Raw genomic sequence first — 23,312 nt, 5'->3', positions numbered from 1 at the left:
GCATGGTCGAATCTGAAGCGCAGGGGCGTCTGCCCGGCATCCGCCCGGTTTCCGTTATCGATATCGGTTCGAACTCCATCCGCCTTGTCGTCTATGAAGGCCTGAGCCGCTCGCCGGCCATGCTGTTCAACGAAAAGGTGATGTGCGGTCTCGGCAAGGGCATCGATGCGACCGGACGCATGGATGAAGACAGCGTCGAGCGCGCGCTGAAAGCGCTGCATCGCTTTCACGCGCTCTCCAAGCAGGCGCGTGCGACCTCGATGTATGTGCTGGCGACGGCCGCCGCACGCGAGGCGAGCAATGGGCCCGCCTTCATCGAGAAGGCGGAGGCGATCCTCGGTCACAAGGTCCGCATCCTTACCGGCGAGGAAGAGGCCTATTATTCCGCGATGGGCATCGTCAGCGGCTATCACGATCCCGACGGTGTCGTCGGCGACCTTGGCGGTGGCTCGCTGGAACTCGTCGAGGTCTCCGGCACGAAAATCGGCAAGGGCATCACCCTCCCGCTCGGCGGTATCCGTTTGTTCGAGCACAGCAACGGCTCACTCACCAAGGCGCGCACCTGGGTGCGCAAGTTCATGAAGAACTCGGCGGTGCTGAAGACCGGCACGGGACGGACGTTCTATGCGGTCGGCGGCACTTGGCGTTCGATCGCCAAGCTGCACATGGAGATCCGCGACTATCCGCTGCACATGATGCAGGGCTACGAGATTTCCTTTGACGAGGCGATGGCGCTTTTGCCGGAAGTGATCGAGCCGAAGAACATCAAGCCGTCCGCCTATTCGACGATCTCGAAGAGCCGCCGCAGCCTTCTGCCCTTCGGCGCGATCGCCATGCAGGAAGCGCTGGAGATCATGAAGCCGGAGCGGATTTCCTTCTCGGCGCTCGGCGTTCGCGAAGGTTATCTTTTCTCGCTCTTGAGGGACGAGGAACGTGCTCAGGATCCGCTGCTGACGGCGGCCAACGAGATCGCCATCCTGCGTGCCCGCTCGCCCGAGCACGCCCGCGAACTGGCTGACTGGACCGGTCGCATGGTGCCGTTCTTCGGGATCGAGGAGACGGAAGAGGAAGGCCGGTATCGCCAGGCGGCCTGCCTGCTCGCGGATATCAGCTGGCGGGCGCACCCCGACTATCGCGGTCTCCAGGCGCTGAACATCATCGCCCACTCGACCTTCTCCGGCATTACCCATGCCGGCCGCGCCTATATTGCGCTTTCCAATTATTACCGCTTCGAGGGGCTCAACGACGACGGCGCCACGAACGCACTTGCCGGCATCACCACGCCGCGCCTGCTGGAGCTGGCAAAGCTGCTCGGCGGCCTCTTGCGTGTCGCCTATCTTTTCTCCGCATCGATGCCGGGGATTGCCCGGAACCTGACGTTCCGCAAGTCGTCTCTGCCGGACGTGGACCTCGAAATCGTCGTGCCTGCGGACTATTCGGAATTCCAGGGCGAGCGCCTGGATGGACGCCTGCAGCAGCTTGGAAAGCTCACTGGCAAGCGTCTCGCTTTCCACTTCGAAAGCTGACGCCGAAAAATCACCGGTCAAACGGGAAGGGCGCGCGAACCGATGTTCGCGCGCCCTTTTGATTATTCGGCCTTGAGGAAGTCGCCGACTTCGAGCAGCACGAACTCGTTGTCGTCGGCCTTGTCGAGTGCGCGGCCGGCCGAGAACGGCAGGTTGTTGTCGTTGCCGACGATGATGTGGGTCTCATCGACGCGGTCGACGTTCTCGATGGTGACGAAGGGCATATCGTAGAAGCCTTCGCCGCCGCCCTGACGCTTCTTGTTGTCCGGATCGGCGATCTTCAAGAGGTCGATGTAGCCGATCTTGCGCACGGCCTTGCCGGCATTGCTGTCGTCAAAGGCGATCTTGTAGATGCGCTTGACCTTGGAGCCCGTTGCGAAGCAGTCCGGCTTCGGGTCCTTCGGATCGGCGCAGGCCTTGTCCACCGTGCCGGCGCCATTGTCGCGCTCGATCACCAGCGCGGTCTTGTCGTCGAGCATGTTGAAGTCGCCGATCGCCTCGCCGCCTTCAGCCAGCGGATAGAGCCAGCTGCGGCCGGTCCAGGCATTGCTCGCAACATCGAGTTCGATGATGCGCAGCGCCGGGCGGCCATCGGCCTGCTCGACCGTTTCGCTGTCGGTCCAGAGCGGGCCTTCGAGCAGGCCGTAAAGCTTGCTGCCGTCCTTGGAAAGCGCCATGCCTTCATAGCCGCCGGAGCGCTTCAGGTTGAAGGCGGGCGTCTTCTTCGAGGGATCGCCCTGCAGCGTCAGCGTCGGATTGTCGGGCGAAAGCACCGGCTTGCCGTCGACCGTGGTCGCGATCACGTCGGTCAACTTGCCGTCGAGATCGAACTTGAGGATGTAGGGGCCGAACTCTTCACCGACCCAGAAGCCGTCCGCAACCGGCTGGATCGATTCGACGTCGAAGTCGGCGCCGGTGAGATAACGCTTGTCCGAGCCTTCCATGACGATCGGGAAGGGGGCCTTCTTGTCCGGGTCGGTCAGGAACGACGTCTTCAGTGCTTCGACCTTACCGGCGTCCCAGTCCATCTTCACGTGGTGCAGCATCAGCATGGCGTCGCTGGAGTTCATCTTGCTGCCGAAACCGTTGTCGGAGAGGCTCCAGAAGGTGCCGTCTTCCATCGCCTTGATGCCGGAAAAGCCCTGCATCGGCTGGCCGTCGAAGGGCAGCGACAGACCGGTCAGGCGAACGCCGTCCTTGCCCGGAACGGTGCCGAGCGCTTCGGCACGCTTGCGGTCCGCGGTGGTGAACTTGCCGGAGGTCTTGAGGTATTCCGGTGCGTCCGAGGGGGCGGCGATGATCGTGTTGGCCGGCAGGATCGCGTGGCCCTTCAGCGTCGCGGTAAAGGACTTTTCCTCGGCCGAGGCGGCCATCGTCATCAAAAGAGAAAGAGCCGCGGTGGCGAGAAGCGTTTTCGTCATGAGGTTCACCTTGGGTTGGAGCCTTCTGCGTGTCTCCTTGGATCGCCCTAGATCCAAGGAGACAGAGGTGCAGCAAATTCGACGTTCTGCAGCGACCCTTGCGCGCCCTAGGACGCGCGGCGCTGCAGTCCGCAACCCGATAGGCGGCTATGATGACGGTTGGGTGATGCTTGCTTTACAACCCGATGAAGCTTTGGTGACAGGATTAACCGGCGACGGCGAGGCTTGCCCAGCGGCCGGGCGTCAGGCCGTAGGCGCGCTTGAAATGACGGGTGAAATGCGCCTGGTCGGCAAAGCCGGTTTCGAGCGCAGCACCGGCAAGGCTTTCGCCCCGGGCGATCATCTGCCGTGCCCGCTCCAGCCGGCGCATCAGCAGGTAGCGATGGGGGCTGGTGCCGAGAACCCGGCGGAATTGCCGGGCGAGCGTGAAGCGATCGAGCCCACTCACCGCCTCAAGTTCCTGCGAGCCGACGGGCCGTTCGAGATTGGCGCGAAGGAATTCGCTCGCCTGTAGAACGGCATGCTTGTCGGCCTTTGCGGGCTTGGCGTCCTTGGTGTCGGCGTGACGGTAGAGCCCCTCGGCGATCCGCACGAGGATATCGTCGAGCGCCAGTTCGTCGATGCCATTGTCGAGATCCATGACGGCTTCGCCGACCGCCTGCCGCAGCGCCTCGTCGCCCACGACAGGGGCTGCGACGAAGGGCAGGGAGCGGTCGGTTTCATCAAGGGCTGCGAGTAGCCGTTCCGGCTGCAGATACATCATCCGGTAGCGCAGCCCGATCTCCGTTCCCGCGCCGCCATCATGGATCTCGTCCGGGTGGAGGATGATGATGCTTCCAGGATTGCTGAAGCGGCTTTCGCCGCGATACTGAAACGTCTGGACGCCGCCGAGCGTTACGCCGATGGCATAGGTGTCGTGGCGGTGCGGCTCAAAAAATTTTCCATGCAGGCGCGCCTCGATGCGCTCGATGCCATCGACGGCAGGCGCAACCCGAATGCCGTCGCCGGGCGCGCCGCACAATCGTTCAAGATCGATCGCAGCGCCGTCCGATAATGCGTCTTCCGGCACGCCCTGTCGGGCTGAAATGGAGATGGCCGTCATGTTCGATACCAAATTTGCAATCGTCTTGCGCGAGGACCTGGCAACCTGGCAGAAGCTCAACGTCACCGCCTTCCTCGCCACCGGGATCGCCGGACAGAAGCCCGGGATCATCGGCGAAGATTATCGCGATGGCGCCGGCAACGTCTACAACGCCTTGAGCATCCAGCCGATCATCGTCCTTGCCGCAGATGGGAAGACGCTCGGCAACATTCAACGGCGCGCGATCGAAAGAGAGGTCAAAGCTTCGATCTATGTCGACGGCATGTTTGCCACCGGTCACGACCACGCCAACCGTGCGGTTTTCGCCGAGACCAGGCCGGACGACGCGGCAGTCGCCGGCATTGCCATTCATGCGGACAGGAAGCTGGTCGACAAGATCACCAAGGGTGCCAAGCTGCACGGCTGACGGCGATCGCGATCCGGCCGATCGATGCCCTGCGCGCCGGCCGGGATCACTCGGCCGCGGTCGATGCCAGCTGAGGAGCCGCGCTGCCTGCGCGCAACGACAGAACGCCAAGCTTCTGCCCGCGTCCTCTGACGGCGTGCTCGCCGAGATCCTCGACCCGCACATAATGCGGCAGACGCATCTTGCGGGCGAGATCGGTGGAGATCAGTACCTGGTGGCCGAGCGTCTTGCAGAAACCTTCGAGCCGGGCGGTGGTGTTCACCGTATCGCCGAAATAGGTGATCTTGTGCCGGTCGAGCCCGATTTCCGCCGCGACGATGGTGCCGCCATGAAGCGCCGCGCGCAGCCGCGGAACCTCGCCGAACTCCTTTTGCCAACGGCGCGCATCCGCATCGATCATTTCCAGAATGTCGAAGACGCAATGAATGCAGGCCGCATTGTTGGTGGCGCGATCGAAAGGCCAGGTAATGACGGCGGCGTCACCGATATAGTCGTCGATCGAGCCGCGGTAGCGCATGACCGGGTCGGCGATCGTCGCAAACAGCCTGCCGAGATACTCCTGCATCCGCAGGTCGCCGTGTTTCTCGGCATAGGCGGTCGAACCGGCCAGGTCGATGAAGAGGAAGACGCGTTCCTCCTCGACCGGTCTGCGATAGCGGCCGGTGAGCAGGCTCAAAAAGACGTCGCGCCCGAGGAGTTCGCGAACCCTGAGGATGAAGACGAGCGAACCTGATACGCCGAGCGCGAAGATTAGGACCGTCTTGGACGGCATCATCGCGTCCATCCAATGGTCCTCCATGACGCCGCCCGACTGCATGAGCAGGCCAGCGGCGGCATATCCGATGTCGAGAAGCACGAAGTAGATCACCAGCGACGCGACGAAAAAGACCGGCGTGGAAAAGGCGTGGATCCGTCGATGCAGGCGCCGGAAAATGATGCGTCGCTCGAAGGCGATGATCGGCAGGCACATGAAGAGCGCATAGGTCGCGCCGATCAGGGCGCCCTTTCCGTAGAAAACCCATGCGTAGACCGCGCCGGCGCCTGCAACGACCAGCAGCAAGAGAAGTCCTTCGAAAGTCGAAAAGCGCCAACGCATGCAGAAAGCTCCGGTACCGGAAGAGGCGGCATCCGTGTCGGTCGGCGTTGCCCAAGGCGCCGGCTCACGTCACATCGTTTGATACGATGGTGATTCTGTTCCGCCCGGCCCTTCGCTAGAGCTGGATTCAGGCGGAAACTTGTCTCCGCCCAATCCCTTTTTCAAGCTGACGCGGACGTGATCTCGGCGCTGATTTCCACTGCTTCGATCTTCTTGTCGACGAAGCGCAGGGCAACGTCGCCGTTGATCAGCTTCAGTGCCGTTTCGCCGAAGAGTTCGCGCCGCCAGCCCTTGAGCGCGGCGACATCCGCCTTCTCGCCCTCGGCAGCTATTTTGTCGAGATCTTCGCTGTTGGCGATGATCTTCGCGGCGACACCCTGCTTCTCGGCGATCAGCTTCAAAAGCACCTTCAGCATCTCGCCAGCGGCCGCAGCACCTTCCGGCGCATGGCTTTGGCGCGGAAGCTTCGGCAGATCGGTCTTCGGGATCGCCAGCGCCTCGTTGACGGCCTCGACGACCGCCGTTCCAGCGGTGGAGCGTTCCCAGCCCTTGGGGATGGTCCGGAGCCGTGCCAGTGCTTCCGCATCCTTCGGCTGCTGCTGGGCGATCTCGTAAATGGCGTCATCCTTGAGGATGCGGCCGCGCGGCACGTTGCGGGCGCGTGCCTCGCGCTCGCGCCAGGCGGCGACCGTCTTCAGCACGGCGAGCTCGATCGGCTTCTTTACCCGCATCTTCAGCCGCTGCCAGGCGTCGTCAGGGTGCAGGTCGTAGGTGTCGCGGGCTTCGAGAATGGCCATCTCTTCGGTCAGCCAGAGCGAACGGCCTTCGCGTTCGAGTTCTGCCGCCAGGTATTTGTAGATGTCGCGCAGATGCGTGACGTCGGCCAGCGCATAGTCGAGCTGCTTTTCGGTCAGCGGACGGCGGCTCCAGTCGGTAAAGCGCGAGGACTTGTCGATCTGCGTGCCGGTGACGCGGTTGACCAGCTGGTCATAGGAGACGCTGTCGCCAAAGCCACAAACCATCGCTGCGACCTGCGTATCGAAGATCGGATGCGGAATAAGGTTTCCGAGATGGAAGATGATCTCGATGTCCTGACGCGCGGCATGGAACACCTTGATGACCTCAGGGTTTGCCATCAGCGCGAAGAAGGGCGCAAGATCGATGCCCTTCGCCATCGGGTCGACGATGACGGCAAGGTCCGGGCTCGCCATCTGGATCAGGCAAAGCTCCGGCCAGAAAGTCGTCTCGCGAAGAAATTCGGTATCGATCGTAATATAATTTGATAGGGCCAGCTGCTGGCAGGCGGCCTCAAGGTCTGCTGTTGTTTCAATCATCAGATTTAAATCACTGTGGCGAAAATGCGGCTTGGAATTTCGTGTAACTCTTCGCGGCATCTGTCACAATCGAAATCTCAGACGACTTTGAAATAACCCGTCATGCCGGTCTTCTGGTGCTCGATGATATGGCAATGCACGACCCAATCGCCCGGATTGTCCGCCACAAGCGCCACTTCCGCCTGTTCATCGGGCAAAAGCAGGATCGTATCGGTCGGCGGCGGCAGGAAAGTCCGCTTGTTGGAATTGAGAATGCGGAAGCTCAGGCCGTGCAGATGGATCGGGTGCGCATGCGGCGTCCGGTTGGCGACCTCCAGCACATAGCTCTTGCCGAGCTTCATCTCCTCGATCGGCGCGATCGGATCGGGCGTGTCGCCCGGCCACGGAACCTTGTTGATCGCCCAGAAGGTGTAGCCAAGCGAACCGCAGATCGAAGGCGTCGCCTTGTGCTCCGCCGTCGCCGTCAGTTCGAGCGGCACGCGGGTGGCGGTGGAGAGGTCGGCTTCCGCGATCGGGTTGGCGGGCAGGGGGCTGACATCCCGAAGATCGCGCTTGAGCGACGCTCCGGCTGACCGGAAGCGCGCGATCGTCCAGGGATGCGATCCACGCAGGTTGCCTAGCGCAACCGTCTGACCCTCGCTGTCGGGCATGCGCACGACAAGATCGACGCGCTGGCCGGGCCCAAAATCGTAGCGATCAAGTGCAAAGGGCTTGTCGACCGGATTGCCGTCGAGCGCGATGACCATCGCCTCAGCGCCCTCAAGGCCGATCGTATAGATGCGGGTGACGTCGGTTGCGGCGATGCGCACGCGCACCAGGCCGCCGGCCGGTGCGTCGTAAGTTGGCTCCTGCTGCCAGTTGGCGGTGCGCACCGTGCCGTAAGTGCCGCCGCGGGCCGCATCCCGCGGCTTGAATGCGTCGATGAACGCGCCGCCGGTGCCGAGCCGCCAATCGCGCAGGTTGAGCACGATCTCGGCATCGAACGTCGGATCGTCCGGGTTTTCGACGACGATCATGCCGGTCAGGCCGGCGCCCATCTGGGTCAGCGTGTTGCAATGTGGATGATACCAGAAGGTGCCGGCATCCGGCGGGGTGAACACATAGTCGAAACGGTCGCCCGGATAGACATAGGGCTGCGTCAGTTCCGGCACGCCATCCATGGCGTTGGCAATGCGCAGTCCGTGCCAATGTACCGTCGTCGGCTCGTCCAGTCGGTTGAAGAGGCGGGCCGCATAGGGCTCGCCCTTGCGCATGCGCAGGACGGGCGGCATGCCGGTACTTGGAGCCTCACCCAAGCCGTAGGTCATGACCTTGGGCGTAAGCCCATCCTTGGCGATCTGGGCTTCGGCAAGCTGTGCCATCAGGATCTGCGGATCGGGTGCGGTGCCGGCGCGCGCCGCCATGCCGGCGCCGAGCGCGAAGGCGCCTCCGAGAGCAGCGGAGCCTTGGAGGAAGGTGCGACGGCTGATGACGGGCATTTCGGCAATCTCGGCTGCTGTTTGAGGTGCCCCGGTTCTAAACCTGATTATTGCGTTCAGCAATTATCCGGATCGCGCGCATCTTGCCGCAGGTCAGCGATCCTTGCGCTTGTGGTTGTTGCCGGCGGCGAGCTTGTTGAAAAAGGACGAGGTGCGCAGGAGATTGCGGAACGGCAAGGCGCGCTCCCCGGCGGGCACCGGCCCGCGCGCCGTCATGCGCTGCAGGGTGTAGAGCATGAACAGGAAGAGGATCGCTGCCGTGTAGATGAACAGCGCCTGCGGCCCGAAGATCTCGAGCAGGAAGGAGGCAAACAGCGGCCCGATGATCGCGCCCAGCGACCAGAAGAACAGCATGCCGGCGGAGACGAGCGCATGCTGCCCCTCGGCCGCGTGGTCGTTCGCATGGGCCGAACAGAGCGAATAGAGCGGCATGGCAAAGGCGCCGAACAGGAAGATACCGGCAAAGTTCAGCCATTCGTCGTTGCCGGCGCCGAAGGCGAGAAACAAGCCTGCGAGCAGCGAGCCGAAGGTGGCGATCAGGATGATCAGGCGGCGGTCGAACCGATCGGAATAGTGGCCGAGCGGATACTGCAGCACGACGCCGCCGATGATGCCGGCGCTCATGAAGGTGGCGATCGCCGTCACCGACAGGCCGATGCCCTGCGCATAGATCGGCCCGAGCGAGCGGAAGGCGGCGTTGGTCAGACCGACGACGATGCAGCCGACGGTCGCAAGCGGCGAGATGTTCCAGAGCGCTTTGACGTCGAAGCGGATCGCCTCCGGGGCCACAGGGCTCGAGCGGTCGGCAAAGGAGATCGGCACCAGCGACAGCGTCAGCGCCATGGAGATGATGGCAAAAAGCTCGAAGCCGCCAAGCCCGATGCCAGGAATGACATATTGTGCGGCCGTGACCGAGCCGAGGTCGACGAGGCGATAGACCGAAAGCGTGCGGGCTCGGTTTTTATTGGTGACGCTGGCATTGAGCCAGCTCTCGACTGTCGCAAACAGGCAGGCGAAACAGATGCCGGCAAGAAGCCGCATCAGGAACCACATCAGCGGATTGATGACGAGCACCATCGAGATGGCTGCGGCCGAAGCGATCGCCGCCATCGCCGAGAAGGTGCGGATGTGACCGATCGAGCGCAGGATGCGGGTGACGTAGACGCAGCCAAGCGCGAAGCCGATATTGTAGCCGGCGCCGATAACGCCGATCAGCGATGTCGAGAAACCTTCTTCGAGTGCACGCAGCGAGATGAAAGTGCCCTGCAGGCCGTTGCCGCCGATGAGGATGCCTGCGGTGACGAGGAGGGGGATAAGCGGGCGAATCTGGGACATGGGGCAGGCGACATCCGGGCAGGCGGCCACGACTCGGGTGGGATCACTATCGGGCCTTGCTCATGTGTAGCCCCGCATTCTGCCGCCGGACAGTCCCGAATTGTGACGATTGCCGTTCTTTTCGCGGCATTTCGGCCGCCTTCTGTCACAAGCGGTCTTGGACTGGCTCTTGCCTTCGTTTACAACGCACCTCCATCGGGGGCGGCAGCGGGCGCTGCAGCTTGACAAAGGCTGCGCATCATGCGCTTTTCCGCCCGATTTTGACCATGTTGCCGCGCGCTGTGTCCCACGAGCTTGCGCGGCTCTTTGCAATTCCGGGATAAGACGATGCACCGTTACCGCAGCCACACCTGTGCCGCCCTCCGCAAGTCGGACGTCGGTTCCACCGTTCGCCTTTCGGGCTGGGTCCACCGCGTCCGCGACCATGGCGGCCTGCTCTTCATCGACCTGCGCGACCACTACGGCATCACCCAGGTCGTTGCCGATCCCGACAGCCCCGCCTTCAAGGCGGCCGAGACCGTTCGCGGCGAATGGGTCGTGCGCATTGACGGCCTCGTCAAGGCGCGCATGGACGACACCGTCAACAAGGGCATGCCAACCGGCGAAATCGAACTCTATGCGCAGGAGATCGAGGTTCTCTCGGCCGCCAAGGAACTGCCGTTGCCGGTCTTCGGCGAGCCGGACTATCCGGAAGACGTGCGCCTGAAGTACCGCTTCCTCGACCTGCGTCGGGACACGCTGCACAAGAACATCGTCAAGCGCACCCAGATCATCTCGTCGATGCGCCGCCACATGGGCGACGTCGGTTTCACCGAATACACGACCCCGATCCTGACGGCCTCGTCGCCGGAAGGCGCGCGCGACTTCCTCGTGCCGTCGCGCATCCATCCCGGCAGTTTCTATGCCCTGCCGCAGGCGCCGCAGCAGTACAAGCAGTTGCTGATGGTCGCCGGCTTCGACCGCTACTTCCAGATCGCCCCGTGCTTCCGCGACGAAGACCCGCGCGCCGACCGCCTGCCGGGCGAGTTCTACCAGCTCGACCTGGAAATGAGCTTCGTCGAGCAGGAAGACGTCTGGTCGACGATGGAACCGGTGATCCGCGACATCTTCGTGGAGTTTGCCGACGGCAAGCCGGTGACGGAAAAGTTCCCGCGCATTCCTTACGACACGGCGATCCGCAAATACGGCTCCGACAAGCCGGACCTGCGCAACCCGATCGAGATGCAGGCGGTTACCGAACACTTCGCCGGTTCCGGCTTCAAGGTCTTCGCGAACATGATCGCGTCTAACCCGAAGGTCGAAGTCTGGGCGATCCCGGCCAAGACCGGTGGCTCGCGCGCCTTCTGCGACCGCATGAACGCCTGGGCGCAGAGCCAGGGTCAGCCCGGCCTCGGCTACATCTTCTGGCGCAAGGAGGGCGAAAAGCTCGAAGGCGCCGGCCCGCTCGCCAAGAACATCGGCGAAGAGCGCACGGATGCGATCCGCACCCAGCTCGGCCTCGACGACGGCGACGCCTGCTTCTTCGTCGCCGGTGACCCCGCCAAGTTCTACAAGTTTGCTGGCGAAGCCCGCACCCGCGCCGGCGAGGAACTGAACCTCGTCGACCGCGACCGCTACGAATTCTGCTGGATCGTCGACTTCCCGTTCTACGAGTGGCTGGAAGACGAAAAGAAGATCGACTTCGCCCACAACCCCTTCTCGATGCCGCAGGGTGGTCTGGAAGCGCTGAACGGCGAAGATCCGCTGTCGATCAAGGCCTACCAGTACGACATGGTCTGCAACGGCTTCGAAATCGCCTCGGGCTCGATCCGTAACCAGCTTCCGGAAGTCATGGTCAAGGCGTTCGAGCTGACCGGCAAGTCGCAGCAGGAGGTCGAAGATCAGTTCGGCGGCCTCTACCGCGCCTTCCAGTACGGCGCACCGCCGCATGGCGGCATGGCATTCGGCATCGACCGTATCGTCATGCTGCTCGTCGGCGCCAAGAACCTGCGCGAGATCTCGATCTTCCCGATGAACCAGCAGGCCGTCGACCTCCTGATGGGCGCACCGTCCGAAGCGACGCCGGCCCAGTTGCGCGAACTGGCGATCCGCCCGATTCCGCAGAAGAAGGACTGAGGTCGAACGGGCCTGACCCCAAAAGGAAAGCCCGGCGATCGTCTCGCCGGGCTTTTTCTTTGTCTGCGCCAGATGTCTGTTCAGTGCCTGCCGTAGACGGCGTCGCGAACCTCGCGGGTGAACGGACCCACATGCCCTCGAAGGTCGTGTTCGTCATGGCGACGACGGTGATCTTCTCAACGGGATCGACGAACCAGTTGTGACCGTAGGCGCCGCCCCATTGGATCGTGCCCTTCGATTGCGGCGTGGCGCCAGCCTTGGGATCGACGAACACGGCCCAGCCATAGCCGAAGCCCCAGCCCGGACCCTGCGTCTGAGCTTCAGGCCCGGTCTGGTCCTGCATCATCGTTTTCACCGTCTCTGCTGACAGGATGGGGCTGCCGCCCTTGCGGATGGCTTCGAGGAAGGTCAGCACATCCTTGGCCGTCCCGGCCATGCCGGCCCCACCTGAGGGGAGTTGCTGGGCGTCGAGGATGCGGTCCGGCGAGAACGTCAGTTTGCCTTCGCCGATTGGTGCCGCCGGCGAAACCTTCTGGCGGCTCGGCTACGAGGGGGCGTCGATCGCCGATCTCACCGCCGCCATGGGGATCACACCGCAAAGCCTCTATGCCGCCTTCACTTCGAAGGCGGACCTCTATCGCGAGGCGGTCGAACAATATCGACGCGAGGAGGGGGCGGCGGCCGGCCGCAATCTTGCTGGCGGAGGGCACGTGGTTGAGGTGATCGGCAAATTGCTGCGCGCCTCGGCCCATGAATTTACCCGCCTCGGCCGACCGAGGGGCTGCATGATCTCAACCGCGGTGCTGCCGTCGAAAATCAGGCAATCGCAAATCACGTCTCGGCCCTGCGCAGTGAGACGCTGGCCTTGCTGGAGGCGCGCTTCCGGCAGGGCATAGCGGACGGAGAGCTACGTGCGGATACCGATGCCGGCGGCCTCGCGCGCTTCGTCGGCGCCATTCTCCAGGGCATGACCGTCCAGGCGCAGGACGGTGCCGGCGAAGCGGACCTCTTGCCGATCGCTGAACTTGCGATCGACGAGGTCGGGCGCCACCGGCAGCCGTCCGGTTAGGCGACCGACCGCCTGGCGCGGGTCAGAAATCCATGCCCGGGCCGGGCGGTGGCGTGGGTATGTTCTTCTTCGGTTTTTCGGCGACCATCGCTTCGGTGGTCACAAGCAGGCCGGCGACCGACGCCGCATCCTGCAGCGCCGCCCGAACGACTTTCGCCGGATCGATGACGCCCATGCGGTAGAGATCGCCATATTCACCGGTCTGCGCGTTCCAACCCTGGGCGAAGTCGCTCATCTCCCGAAGTTTGCCGACGATGACCGAGCCTTCGGCGCCGGCGTTTTCGGCGATCTGGCGCACCGGCGCCTCCAGCGCCCGCCGGACGATCTCGACGCCGACGCGTTGGTCGTCATTTTCGGGCTTGAGCCCATCGAGCGCGTGGACGACGCGGAGCAGCGCGACGCCGCCGCCAGGTAGAATGCCTTCCTCCACCGCGGCCCGCGTCGCATGCAGCGCATCGTCGACCCGGTCCTTCTTTTCCTTCACTTCCACTTCCGTCGAGCCGCCCACCCGGATCACCGCGACGCCGCCGGCAAGCTTGGCCAGCCGTTCCTGCAGCTTCTCGCGATCGTAGTCGGAGGTCGTTTCCTCGATCTGCGCCTTGATCTGGCCGACACGCCCGTCGATGTCCGCCTTGGTGCCGGCGCCATCGACGATGGTGGTGTCTTCCTTCTCGACCATCACCCGCTTGGCCCGCCCGAGATTGGCGAGCGTCACGGTTTCAAGCTTGATGCCGAGATCTTCGGAGATGACGGTCCCGCCCGTCAGGATGGCGATGTCCTCGAGCATCGCCTTGCGCCGGTCGCCGAAGCCCGGCGCCTTGACGGCGGCGATCTTCAGCCCGCCGCGCAGCTTGTTGACGACCAGCGTCGCCAGCGCTTCGCCTTCCACATCCTCGGCGATGATCAACAGCGGCCGGCTTGCCTGGATCACTGCTTCGAGAATCGGGATCATCGCCTGCAGGTTGGAAAGCTTCTTTTCGTGAATGAGAATGTAGGGGTCTTCGAATTCAACCCGCATCTTCTCCTGGTCGGTGACGAAATAGGGGGAGAGATAGCCGCGGTCGAATTGCATGCCTTCGACGATCTCCAGCTCTATTTCGGCCGTCTTCGCCTCCTCGACCGTGATCACGCCTTCGTTGCCGACACGCTCCATGGCCTTTGCCAGATAGCTTCCGATTTCGGCGTCGCCGTTGGCCGAGATCGTGCCGACCTGCGCGATCTCCTCATTGTTGGAAATCTTGCGCGCATGGGTCTTCAGTTTTGCGACGATCGCATCGACGGCGAGATCGATGCCGCGTTTCAGATCCATCGGGTTCATGCCGGACGCGATCGCCTTGACGCCCTCCTTGACGATGGCCTGTGCGAGCACGGTGGCCGTCGTTGTGCCGTCGCCGGCCACGTCGCTGGTGCGCGACGCGACCTCCCGCAGCATCTGCGCGCCCATGTTCTCGAACTTGTCGTCGAGCTCGATTTCCTTGGCGACCGACACGCCGTCCTTGGTGATGCGTGGCGCGCCGAAGGCGCGTTCGATGACGACGTTGCGTCCCTTCGGGCCGAGCGTGACCTTGACCGCATCGGCGAGAATGTCGACGCCGCGCAACATCCGATCGCGGGCATCGCTACTGAACCTGACTTCCTTGGCAGCCATTGTGGACCTCCCTCAACACGAACATATGGCCTCACGCACTCAGCCGCCCGGAAGGCGGCTTGCAATCGGACGTACCCGGCAACCGGCTTTCGCGACTACAGTCCCAAATTCCGCTCTTCTTCGTTGTCCGGCGTCAAGATATCGATCAGCGCCGCAACTCGGCCGGCCGGCAGGTGGCGGCCTTCCCCGATCAGCGCTTCATCGTTGTTGACCCAGGCGATCGCCTCCGCAAGCTCGCCGGCCGTCGCGCCGGTCGCAAGCAGTTCGGCCATCAGCGTCTCGTCAACCGGGCCAAGGATGGCTGTAATGTCCGCCTGCTTCAGTCCCATGGGTTTCTCCTTCCGTTTTATCGGTCAGGAACAGGGATTTCGGTCCTTGGCGGAATAAATAGGCCAGACCCGGCCGGCATCAAGCGCCGATCGCAAAGCCGCGACGTGCAGGCGTTAAAAAAGGCGCGAGTAAGCTCACTGCGGCCGTAGCGCGTTATCGAGGAAATACCATTGGTCGAGATGGGCGCGGACGACCGGCTCGATCGTGTCGTTCAGCAACTGCATGTCATCCAGCAGCCGGGCATTGGGGCGCTCCTCCGCCGGCAAACGTATCGGCGGCAAGGCCGTGCATTCGAAGCGGAAGTCGTCGGTGCGAAGGCCGTACCAGGGGCAGATCGTAGCGCCCGTCATGCGCGCCAGCCGTATGGCGATGGCGATGTTGCCTTCCTGATGCGGCCGGCGGCCGAAGAACGGCCCGCGGATCATACCGCTGAACCCCTCGTCGCAGAAGATGCTGACAACGCCGCCGCCTTTCAGAACCTTCAGTGCCGGCCGGATCCCGTCCATTCCCGGAGGCAGAAACTGCAAGCCAGCCTTGCTGCGCACCCGACCGGCGATCCACGCCTTGGCCCGGCCCTTGGGCGGCACATAGAAGGCATGCGGCTGGAGGCCGAGCTTGCGGAATGCGATCGTGCCCACTTCCCAGTTGCCGAGATGCAGGCCGACGAGAATGACTGGGCCGCGGCTTGCCGCCTCGCGGATGGGTGCAAGGCCCTCGGTCTTCAGCCGCTCCGGCCGCTGCTGCAATCGGTTGACGACAGAGAACTCCGTCATCAACCGTCCCTGAGCGCGACAGTTTTCGAGAAACAGTGCCTCGCGCTGCGGGGCGTCAAGGTCCGGCCGCAACTGTTCGATGGTTTCGCGGGCGCGGCGGGTTGCCACCTTGTGGAAGCGCGGAACCATGAAGAGACCGAGCGCCGCCCCGAGCCTGGAGCAGGCGTCCATCGGCAGCACCTTCATGCCGAAATGGGCGGCGATGTTGGCGACGTTCCAAATGTTGTCGGTGATCCAATAGCGCCGGAAGGCCCGCGCCCTGTCGCCACCCGCCAGTGCATCGGCGAGCCACGGGGCGCTTTCCTCGGCGAAGATCCAGGCCCTGCGCTTGCCGATCGGCTGCGCCGCGTGCGGATCATCCGGCGCCATGCGACGGGGCCTCTCGCTTGTGCAAGGTGACCGGCAGGCCATTCTTCGGCCTGAGGGTCAGGCGGCAGATCGGTTCGACCGCGTGGCGCTGGCTCACACGAACCCGGTAGCGCTGCGCGATGATCGCCAGGCACAGGATCGCTTCGGTCAGCCCGAAATGCAGGCCGGGGCAGACGCGCGGTCCGCTGGCAAAGGGGATGAAGCTGTAGGGCGTCGGGCGCCGGCCTTCGGTGAACCGTTCCGGATGGAAGTGGTGTGGATCCTGGAAGAGGCTTTCAGTCCGGTGAAGGAGCCACGGCACGATCAGCACGAGCGAGCCCGGCTCTGCGGCAACGTCGCCGATCATATCCGCCTCGCGGGTCTGCCGCGCCAGGATCGGAACCGGTGGATAGAGGCGAAGCGTCTCCTCGATAACTGCCCGGCACCATTCGAGCTGAGGCACGTCGTCGATCGTCGGTGTCCGGTCGCCGCAGACCCTTGCGATTTCGTCGTGAACGGCTTTCTCGACCCAGCCTGCCTTCGAAAGCAGATACCAGGTCCAGGTCAGCGTCGCCGCCGTCGTCTCGTGCCCGGCCATGAAGATGGTCGCGGCCTCGTTGCGCAAGGCGACGAGGTCGAGTTTCAGTTCCGGGTTTCGTTGCTGGCGCCGGATCAGCAGCTCGACCATCGAATTGTGGTCGCCGCGTCCGGCAAGGTGATCCTCAACCACCTTGTCGATGGTTGCGTGGATGCGCTTGACCGAACGACGCAGGCTCGGCGTGCGCAGCACCGGCAGGCCGTCGTCAAAGCCGAGGAAGTAACCGATGTTGATGGAATCGACCAGCGACTGGTAGCTGGTGAAGCCCTCGGTCACCGCCGCCGCGCTACCGTCGCCGAGCTGGTTACCGAAGACGCTGCGCGCGATGATTTCGGCGGTCAGCCCCGCCATTTCGTGCAACGCGTTGACCTCGGCGCCATCGGGCATGCGGTTCCAGCGCTCGACCAGTTCGCTGGTCGTATTTTCCATGACGGGCCCGAAAGAGGGGACCCGCTTGGCGTGGACGATGTCCGCCACCAGCGGCCGGCGTTGCTTCCAGGTGTCCCCGTCCGAAATAAACAGCCCGTCGCCCAGCAGGAATTCGAGTGCCCGGCGCATCTGCGGGCTCTTGCGCTCGAAGTTTTCATGACGCTTGACGACGACCTGCCGGATCAGGTCGGGCGAGTTGACGACGATGATCTGCCGCCCAAGGATCCGGGTCTGCGAGATCGTTTCGGTATAGTCGCTCGCCCGCCAGATCGACAGGAAATCCGTTCGCGCCTGGAGCAGCAGCCGCAACGGCTTACCGGGCGGGCCCGTATAGTAGTCAGCTCGGACGGGGGCGAATTTCCCCTCCAACAATTCTTCAGTGAAATTTACAGACTGCTGGAGCCAGGCGAGCATTTACGTCCGATCTGCCGTAACGTGGAGACGATATTCGGGCATGTATTTGTATATTTGCACAAAGTCCGAGACGTCCCCTTCGAGGCCTAGATGCTCTCAAGTTCGTTGGAAGTCGGATTCTGAATTGCCTGAGGGTGGCATGCACGATTTCGATGAAAAACGCTATCGCCTTACGGTGAAAATTTCTTGGTGCAAGCAATAGCTCACCGGGAAGAAGAGAGCCCCGCAGCCGATGCGTGCTCCACAAGGGCTTGCAACGTGATCCGATTATGCGGTTCGCAAGTAAGGGCGATGCTTGTTCTTTCACGGGAGGGCGGCGGCGCAGTTTTCGGCCGGCGAAGTCCGTCGAGTGAATGCCGTGGGCCACATGGGAGGCCGGTGCGGCGCCATCAAACCTTGCGCGCCTGTCTCGGCGCGCAAGGCTGGTCGTCATGTCGGCTTCTCCCGGGCTCGGCTGAGGCCGGGAGAGACCTGAACGATTAGTCGTTCGCCGTTACCTTGACGCCGAGCACCGACGGGATGGTGTTCGGCGCGCCCATGGCGGCACCCATGATCATCGGGAACGGAACCGGCTTTTCCGGTGCCGCGCTGATCGTCAGGCTCTTCGGGCCATCGAGATAGGCGTTGACGGCAGCCGACACCTGGTTCTGCAGTTCCGGCACGTTGAGCTGCGCCATCATGATCGGCACCAGACCCTTCAGCGACTGTGCCATCTGCTCACCGGTCACGCCCTGCTGCGAGCCGGCATAGTCGAGCGCCTTCTTGGTGATCGAGGCGTCGTCGAAGCGGATTTCTGCGCTGTTGAAGGTCAGCTGCTGCATGAGGCCCATCATGGCGAGACCCATGGCCTGGTTGGCCTCTTCCTTGTTCGGATTGGCTTCGGCAGCCTTCATCGCTTCCTGCATCGATTTGACGAAGGCAAGCGTGTAGCCGGAGATGTCGAGAGCGAAGTTCAGCCGGCCGACATTCTTGAAGTCGAGCGCATATTCTTCGAGCGCGACATTGCCGCTTTCGACTTCCCAGCTGCCCTTCATGGTCAGGGCGCCGTCGATAGTGGTGAGGCCGAGCTTTTCGATCGCCTCCTTGGTCTTGGCGTCCTCGACCGACGACAGGTCGGCCTTGATGCCGGAAGCGGTCGCGTCGAAGTCGAAGCCGGCGTCATTTTCCTGGCGCGCGAGGTTGGCTTCGGTGCTTTCGAGCGAGAAGACTTCCTTGCCCTTGGAGCTGACGGCGATCGGGCCGGTGCTGGCGCTTTCATAGAGAATGATGTCGTTGATCGTTCCGCCGGTCGCATTGGCCGGGATCGTCAGGCCGGAGAGCAGGATGTCCTTGACGGAAATGGCGCCTTCGTCCTGGCTGACATTGACGTCGGGGAACGAAACGGTTTCGGCGTAATAGCCGCCGCCTTCGGTCTCCTCGACGCCCTCAAAGGTCAGGTCCCCGATATTCAGGTCCACAGCGTCGCCCGGCTGGCTCGCGACCTTCAGCTTCACGCCGGTCACCGTCACCTTGTCGCCGTCGACTTCGGCCTTGTCATAGGTGATCGAGGTGCCGTTCGCGTTCGTCGCCGCGTCGAGTTTCTTCATCAAATCGGCGCCATCTAGCGCGAAGGCCGGGCCGGTCAGCGTGAGAAGCGCGGCGCTCGCCATCATCAGGCGGATCTTGCGCGTGTGCATCATTTCGAGTTCCTTCGTGAAAATCTTTGATTGTGTAGCTGTTTAAGAAGATAAGGCGTCGCTGATCTGGTTCCCTTGGCGAGGGCGTCAACTGTAGGCGCATGGCAGCATTCGTCTTTGTCGGCGGCGCGCGGCCGCCAGTTCCGTCTGCCAATGCGCGTCCTGCGATCCCCCTTGCAAATCGTCCAAATCAACTCCAGCCGAAGCTATTACGAAACAGGGCGAAATTATATTCGCTTGGGCGAACCGCACATCTTCCTGCTCGGGCATGCTTTCCGGGACGTTACCTGGCGGCAGCCTCCGACGCATAGCGGCGCGACCGTTGCACGAACATTGCGCCGGGGCAAGCGGATCGGTGCGAGAGCCGGTTATTTGGGGCGAGGGGGTTCTCCACAAGCGCAAGCCCTGAAAACCTTGCCGTTCCGGGTTTGTTGCGCTAGCAAGAACCTATGGGACAAAGCCTCAATCCCCCGTCAGGCGGGGACGATCACATTCAGCCGGTTGACCTCAAGGCGGCGCTGGAAGAGCGTTACCTCGCCTATGCCTTGTCGACCATCATGCACCGCGCACTTCCGGACGTCCGAGACGGGCTGAAGCCCGTGCATCGTCGTATCGTGCATGCGATGAGCGAGATGGGGCTGCGCCCCAACTCCTCGTTCAAGAAATGCGCGCGTATCGTCGGCGACGTGATGGGTAAGTTCCACCCGCACGGCGACGCCTCGATCTATGACGCGCTGGTGCGCCTGTCGCAGGAATTCGCGATCCGCTATCCGCTGGTCGACGGCCAGGGCAACTTCGGCAACATCGACGGCGATAACGCCGCGGCGATGCGTTACACCGAAGCGAAGATGACGGACGTCTGCTCGCTGCTCCTGGAAGGCATCGACCAGGACGCGGTGGATTTCCGCCCGACCTACAACGAGGAAGACCAGGAGCCGACCGTGCTCCCCGGCGCTTTCCCGAACCTGCTCGCAAACGGCGCGACCGGCATCGCCGTCGGCATGGCCACCTCGATCCCGCCGCACAACGCGCATGAACTCTGCGACGCGGCGCTGCATCTCATCCGCCATCCCGACGCGACCGTCGAGGATCTGCTTTACGATCCGGCCAACCCGCAAAAGGGCGGCATCGAAGGGCCCGACTTCCCGACTGGCGGCGTGATCGTCGAAGGCCGGGAAAGCATGGCCGAATCCTACCGCACCGGCCGCGGCGGTTTCCGTGTTCGTGCCCGCTGGGCGCAGGAAGACCTTGGGCGCGGCGGCTACCAGATCGTCGTCACCGAAATCCCCTATCAGGTGCAGAAGTCCCGCCTGATCGAAAAGATTGCCGAGCTCCTGGTCGCCCGCAAACTGCCGCTGCTCGAAGACATCCGCGACGAATCGGCCGAAGACATCCGCATCGTCCTCGTGCCGAAGACCCGTTCGGTCGATGCCGGCATCCTGATGGAATCGCTGTTCAAGCTGACCGAGCTCGAAAGTCGCATTCCGCTTAACATGAATGTGCTGTCGCTCGGACGCGTGCCGCGGGTCATGGCGCTGAACGAAGTGCTGTCGGAATGGCTGGCGCATCGCCGCGAAGTGCTGCAGCGCCGATCGCGCCACCGGCTGGCCGCGATCGACCGCCGGCTCGAAATCCTCGGCGGCTACCTCGTCGCCTATCTGAACATCGACGAAGTCATTCGCATCATCCGCGAAGAGGATGAGCCGAAGACGGTGATGATGGAGCGGTTCTCGCTCACCGATCTCCAGGCCGAGTCGATCCTCAACATGCGCCTGCGCTCCTTGCGCAAGCTCGAGGAATTCGAGATCCGCACCGAGTTCGATGCGCTCTCGAAGGAGAAGGCCGAGATCGAGGCGTTGCTCGCCTCCGACGAAAAGCAATGGCAGACCGTCGCCTGGGAAATCGGCGAAGTCAAAAAGAAGTTTGCCAAGGCGACCGAGATCGGCAAGCGCCGCAGCACCTTTGCCGATGCGCCGGACGCCGACGTAGAAGCGATCCAGCAGGCGATGATCGAGAAGGAACCGATCACCGTCGTCATCTCGGAGAAGGGCTGGATCCGCGCGCTGAAGGGCCACATCTCCGACACGTCGTCGCTCCAGTTCAAGGAGGGTGACGCGCTGAAGGTGGCGTTCCCGGCGCAGACGACCGACAAGATCCTCGTCTTCACGACAGGCGGCAAGGTCTACACGCTCGGCGGCGACAAGCTGCCCGGCGGTCGCGGCCATGGCGAGCCGCTGCGCATCATCGTCGACATGGAGACCGACCAGGACGTCCTGACGGCCTTCGTTCATGACCCGGCGCGCAAGCTCATCGTCGCCTCGGTTGCCGGCAACGGCTTCGTCGTCACCGAAAGCGATATCGTCGCCAATACCCGCAAGGGCAAGCAGGTGATGAACGTCTCGGCCAGCGACGAAGCGAAGCTGGTCGTTCCGGTCAAGGGCGATCACGTGGCCGTCGTAGGCGAAAACCGCAAGCTGGTCGTCTTCCCGCTCGTCCAGATCCCCGAGATGGCGCGCGGCAAGGGCGTGCGGCTGCAGCGTTACAAGGATGGCGGCATCTCCGACATTCGCTGCTTCACGATCGCCGACGGTCTCGTCTGGGAAGACAGCGCCGGCCGGGTCTTTACCAAGACCAAGGACGAACTGATCGAATGGCAGGGCGACCGCGCTTCTGCCGGCCGCGTCGTTCCGAAGGGCTTCCCGCGCAGCGGCAAGTTCAGCGGCTGACCGGGATAAGGAGAGCCATGCGGTCGAGAGGTCGCGTGGCTCCTGTTTCGTTTTGGCGCAGTTTGGCGCGATCTCTTAAATCATTGGAAATCCAAATGAAACGCAGGCGCAACTGGCGCTTGTAAGCCGGAAGGCTATAATGGATCACTGCGCGTCCAACAGGGATGACAGCGATGCCGAATGCCACAGCCCTTGACGACGTCCTGCTGGCCCTTGCCCACCCGGTCCGCCGCCGGGTGTTCGAGATCCTTTTTGCCGGTGAGGCGCGCGTCGCCGATATTGCCGTAGCCGTCGCGGCAACCCGCGAAGAGCTGGAGACGCACATCGCGCTCCTGGAGGCTGCAGGCCTCGTCACCCGCCTCAAACGGCGCGACGGCGAGGCCTTGATCGGCAATCCGGCGCCGTTGAGCGTCGCGGCCACCTGGATCAACACCAACCGCGAACTGTGGGTCATGCGCGTAGAGATGCCCGGCGTCCGCCCGGCTTCGCTGGGACAGCCGCAGGAGCCGCTGCCGGTGCGCGATCGGGGCGTCGACCACAAGCAGCGTCGTCCGCGGCCCAGCGGTCAGCGCGACGACAAGTCTTGAACAGCGTTACTCGGCGCAGGCAACGGCCGCTCTCAGCGACCGGCTGCGCAACTGCCAAAGCGAATGGCCGATCAGCGCGAAGACGAGAATCGAGCCACCGATCAGCGTCTGCGTTGTCGGCGTTTCAGCGAAGACCATCCAGACCCAGATCGGCGCGAGAATAGTCTCTAGCAGATAGAACATGCCCACTTCCGGGGCTGAGAGATAACGCGGCCCGGTCGCAAGGCAGAAGAAGGCGAGCGGGATCATCACCAGGCCGTTGAAGAGGATGTAGCCGGGGGCGGCGATCGTGAAGCCGCCGGCCGGCAGCATCAGGAGAGCGACGGCCGCCGGGAAGATCGCCGTCACCAGTGGCACCAGCGCCATGTCGCGCTTGCTCGCACGGCTGATCGTAATCGCGCTTGCCAGCAGAAAGGCGGAGGATGCCGCCATGGCGTCGCCGAAGAGGTGACCGCTTTCCAGTCCGTCCTGGACGATCAGCCCGACGCCGAGCACCATGACCAGCATGGTCACGAGCGTCGCGTTCGATGGTCTCTCCTTCAGAAAGATCCAGGAGAGGATGGCGGCAAACATCGAGGTGAAGGCGAGGATGAAGACCACATTCGCCGTCGAGGTGTTGAAGACGGCGAGCAGGAACGTGCAGGAATTGATTCCGTAGAAGACGCCGACCAAAAGGCCGGTCTTGCCCGGCAGCAGCGAAATCTTCCGGCCGAGCACCCGGTTGAGTACGAACCAGGCGCCGAGCGCGATCACGAAAGTCGACAGGCTGCGCACGGCGAGCAGCGACCAGACGTCGCCGCCGGCGGATCGGATGAGCGGAATGTCGAAGGAGAGGGCAAGGCCGCCGAGGCCGGTGATGGCAAGGCCGCGCCGGATCGCGGCATCGGAAGATGAACTCAAT

Annotated in this window: 18 protein-coding genes and 2 pseudogenes; 7 read left to right on the top strand and 13 right to left on the bottom strand. The window is 63.2% G+C overall.

Annotated features, from left to right (window positions below; genetic code table 11):
• Positions 1-2 precede the first annotated feature (2 nt).
• Positions 3-1,526 (top strand): exopolyphosphatase, encoded by a 1,524-nt coding sequence (ppx, locus tag IB262_RS05655; protein ID WP_034803818.1) that lies wholly within the window; start codon positions 3-5, stop codon positions 1,524-1,526.
• Positions 1,527-1,588: 62 nt separating this feature from the next.
• On the opposite strand, the gene IB262_RS05650 is transcribed toward ppx, so the two are convergent.
• Positions 1,589-2,947, bottom strand: coding sequence for an esterase-like activity of phytase family protein (locus tag IB262_RS05650; protein WP_112975706.1), 1,359 nt, complete (start codon positions 2,945-2,947; stop codon positions 1,589-1,591).
• A gap of 205 nt (positions 2,948-3,152) precedes the next feature.
• Complete coding sequence (locus IB262_RS05645; RefSeq protein ID WP_192493472.1) at positions 3,153-4,049, bottom strand: AraC family transcriptional regulator; 897 nt, start codon at positions 4,047-4,049, stop codon at positions 3,153-3,155.
• On the opposite strand from IB262_RS05645, the gene IB262_RS05640 reads away from it, so the two are divergent.
• Positions 4,048-4,455, top strand: a complete 408-nt coding sequence (locus IB262_RS05640) for a DUF2000 family protein (RefSeq protein WP_034803813.1) — start codon at positions 4,048-4,050, stop codon at positions 4,453-4,455. The genes IB262_RS05645 and IB262_RS05640 overlap by 2 nt on opposite strands.
• Before the next feature lie 46 nt (positions 4,456-4,501).
• On the opposite strand, the gene IB262_RS05635 is transcribed toward IB262_RS05640, so the two are convergent.
• The 4 genes from IB262_RS05635 to IB262_RS05620 form a co-directional block, all read right to left on the bottom strand.
• Positions 4,502-5,551 (bottom strand): adenylate/guanylate cyclase domain-containing protein, encoded by a 1,050-nt coding sequence (locus IB262_RS05635; protein ID WP_034803810.1) that lies wholly within the window; start codon positions 5,549-5,551, stop codon positions 4,502-4,504.
• A 161-nt stretch (positions 5,552-5,712) separates the two neighbouring features.
• Positions 5,713-6,885, bottom strand: a complete 1,173-nt coding sequence (gene rnd, locus IB262_RS05630) for a ribonuclease D (RefSeq protein ID WP_060522151.1) — start codon at positions 6,883-6,885, stop codon at positions 5,713-5,715.
• Between the two features lie 77 nt (positions 6,886-6,962).
• Positions 6,963-8,363: a multicopper oxidase family protein gene (locus tag IB262_RS05625; protein WP_112975705.1), complete on the bottom strand. Its 1,401-nt coding sequence runs from the start codon at positions 8,361-8,363 to the stop codon at positions 6,963-6,965.
• A 93-nt stretch (positions 8,364-8,456) separates the two neighbouring features.
• Positions 8,457-9,698: an MFS transporter gene (locus tag IB262_RS05620; RefSeq protein ID WP_089043952.1), complete on the bottom strand. Its 1,242-nt coding sequence runs from the start codon at positions 9,696-9,698 to the stop codon at positions 8,457-8,459.
• Positions 9,699-10,025: 327 nt separating this feature from the next.
• On the opposite strand from IB262_RS05620, the gene aspS reads away from it, so the two are divergent.
• Positions 10,026-11,813 carry an aspartate--tRNA ligase gene (aspS, locus tag IB262_RS05615; RefSeq protein ID WP_060580900.1) on the top strand — a complete coding sequence of 596 codons (1,788 nt, stop codon included), beginning with the start codon at positions 10,026-10,028 and terminating at the stop codon, positions 11,811-11,813.
• 196 nt (positions 11,814-12,009) lie between these two features.
• Here the strand turns inward: aspS and IB262_RS05610 are convergent.
• Positions 12,010-12,249: pseudogene (locus tag IB262_RS05610) on the bottom strand (serine hydrolase); the annotation flags it as partial.
• Between the two features lie 37 nt (positions 12,250-12,286).
• Here IB262_RS05610 and IB262_RS05605 point away from each other — a divergent pair.
• Positions 12,287-12,709 carry a TetR/AcrR family transcriptional regulator gene (locus tag IB262_RS05605; protein WP_246802593.1) on the top strand — a complete coding sequence of 141 codons (423 nt, stop codon included), beginning with the start codon at positions 12,287-12,289 and terminating at the stop codon, positions 12,707-12,709.
• A complete protein-coding gene (locus IB262_RS35885) occupies positions 12,679-12,882 on the top strand; it encodes a hypothetical protein (protein WP_060522155.1) in 204 nt (67 codons plus the stop codon). The genes IB262_RS05605 and IB262_RS35885 overlap by 31 nt, the downstream gene beginning before the upstream one ends.
• Before the next feature lie 22 nt (positions 12,883-12,904).
• Here the strand turns inward: IB262_RS35885 and groL are convergent, their stop codons facing one another.
• The 5 genes from groL to IB262_RS05580 form a co-directional block, all read right to left on the bottom strand.
• A complete protein-coding gene (gene groL / locus IB262_RS05600; protein WP_112975704.1) occupies positions 12,905-14,530 on the bottom strand; it encodes a chaperonin GroEL in 1,626 nt (541 codons plus the stop codon).
• A gap of 95 nt (positions 14,531-14,625) precedes the next feature.
• Complete coding sequence (locus IB262_RS05595) at positions 14,626-14,859, bottom strand: hypothetical protein (protein WP_034803790.1); 234 nt, start codon at positions 14,857-14,859, stop codon at positions 14,626-14,628.
• Positions 14,860-14,994: 135 nt separating this feature from the next.
• Positions 14,995-16,002 (bottom strand): lipid A biosynthesis lauroyl acyltransferase, encoded by a 1,008-nt coding sequence (locus IB262_RS05590; RefSeq protein ID WP_192493471.1) that lies wholly within the window; start codon positions 16,000-16,002, stop codon positions 14,995-14,997.
• Positions 15,989-17,317 carry a cytochrome P450 gene (locus IB262_RS05585; RefSeq protein WP_226020675.1) on the bottom strand — a complete coding sequence of 443 codons (1,329 nt, stop codon included), beginning with the start codon at positions 17,315-17,317 and terminating at the stop codon, positions 15,989-15,991. Before IB262_RS05585 ends, IB262_RS05590 begins: the two co-directional genes overlap by 14 nt.
• Positions 17,318-17,901: 584 nt before the next feature.
• Positions 17,902-19,101: a hypothetical protein gene (locus IB262_RS05580; RefSeq protein ID WP_034803785.1), complete on the bottom strand. Its 1,200-nt coding sequence runs from the start codon at positions 19,099-19,101 to the stop codon at positions 17,902-17,904.
• A 446-nt stretch (positions 19,102-19,547) separates the two neighbouring features.
• On the opposite strand from IB262_RS05580, the gene parC reads away from it, so the two are divergent.
• A complete protein-coding gene (gene parC / locus IB262_RS05575; protein ID WP_112771269.1) occupies positions 19,548-21,824 on the top strand; it encodes a DNA topoisomerase IV subunit A in 2,277 nt (758 codons plus the stop codon).
• A gap of 164 nt (positions 21,825-21,988) precedes the next feature.
• Positions 21,989-22,291: pseudogene (locus IB262_RS05570) on the top strand (transcriptional regulator); the annotation flags it as partial.
• Positions 22,292-22,417: 126 nt separating this feature from the next.
• Here the strand turns inward: IB262_RS05570 and IB262_RS05565 are convergent.
• Entirely contained in the window at positions 22,418-23,311 is an 894-nt protein-coding gene (locus IB262_RS05565; protein ID WP_112975701.1) for a DMT family transporter, read from the bottom strand.
• Position 23,312: the final 1 nt, after the last annotated feature.

The organism is Ensifer sp. ENS02 (genome assembly GCF_014851885.1).
Taxonomy (GTDB): Bacteria; Pseudomonadota; Alphaproteobacteria; order Rhizobiales; family Rhizobiaceae; genus Ensifer; species Ensifer adhaerens.
This window is presented reverse-complemented; position numbering and strand designations above follow the sequence as displayed.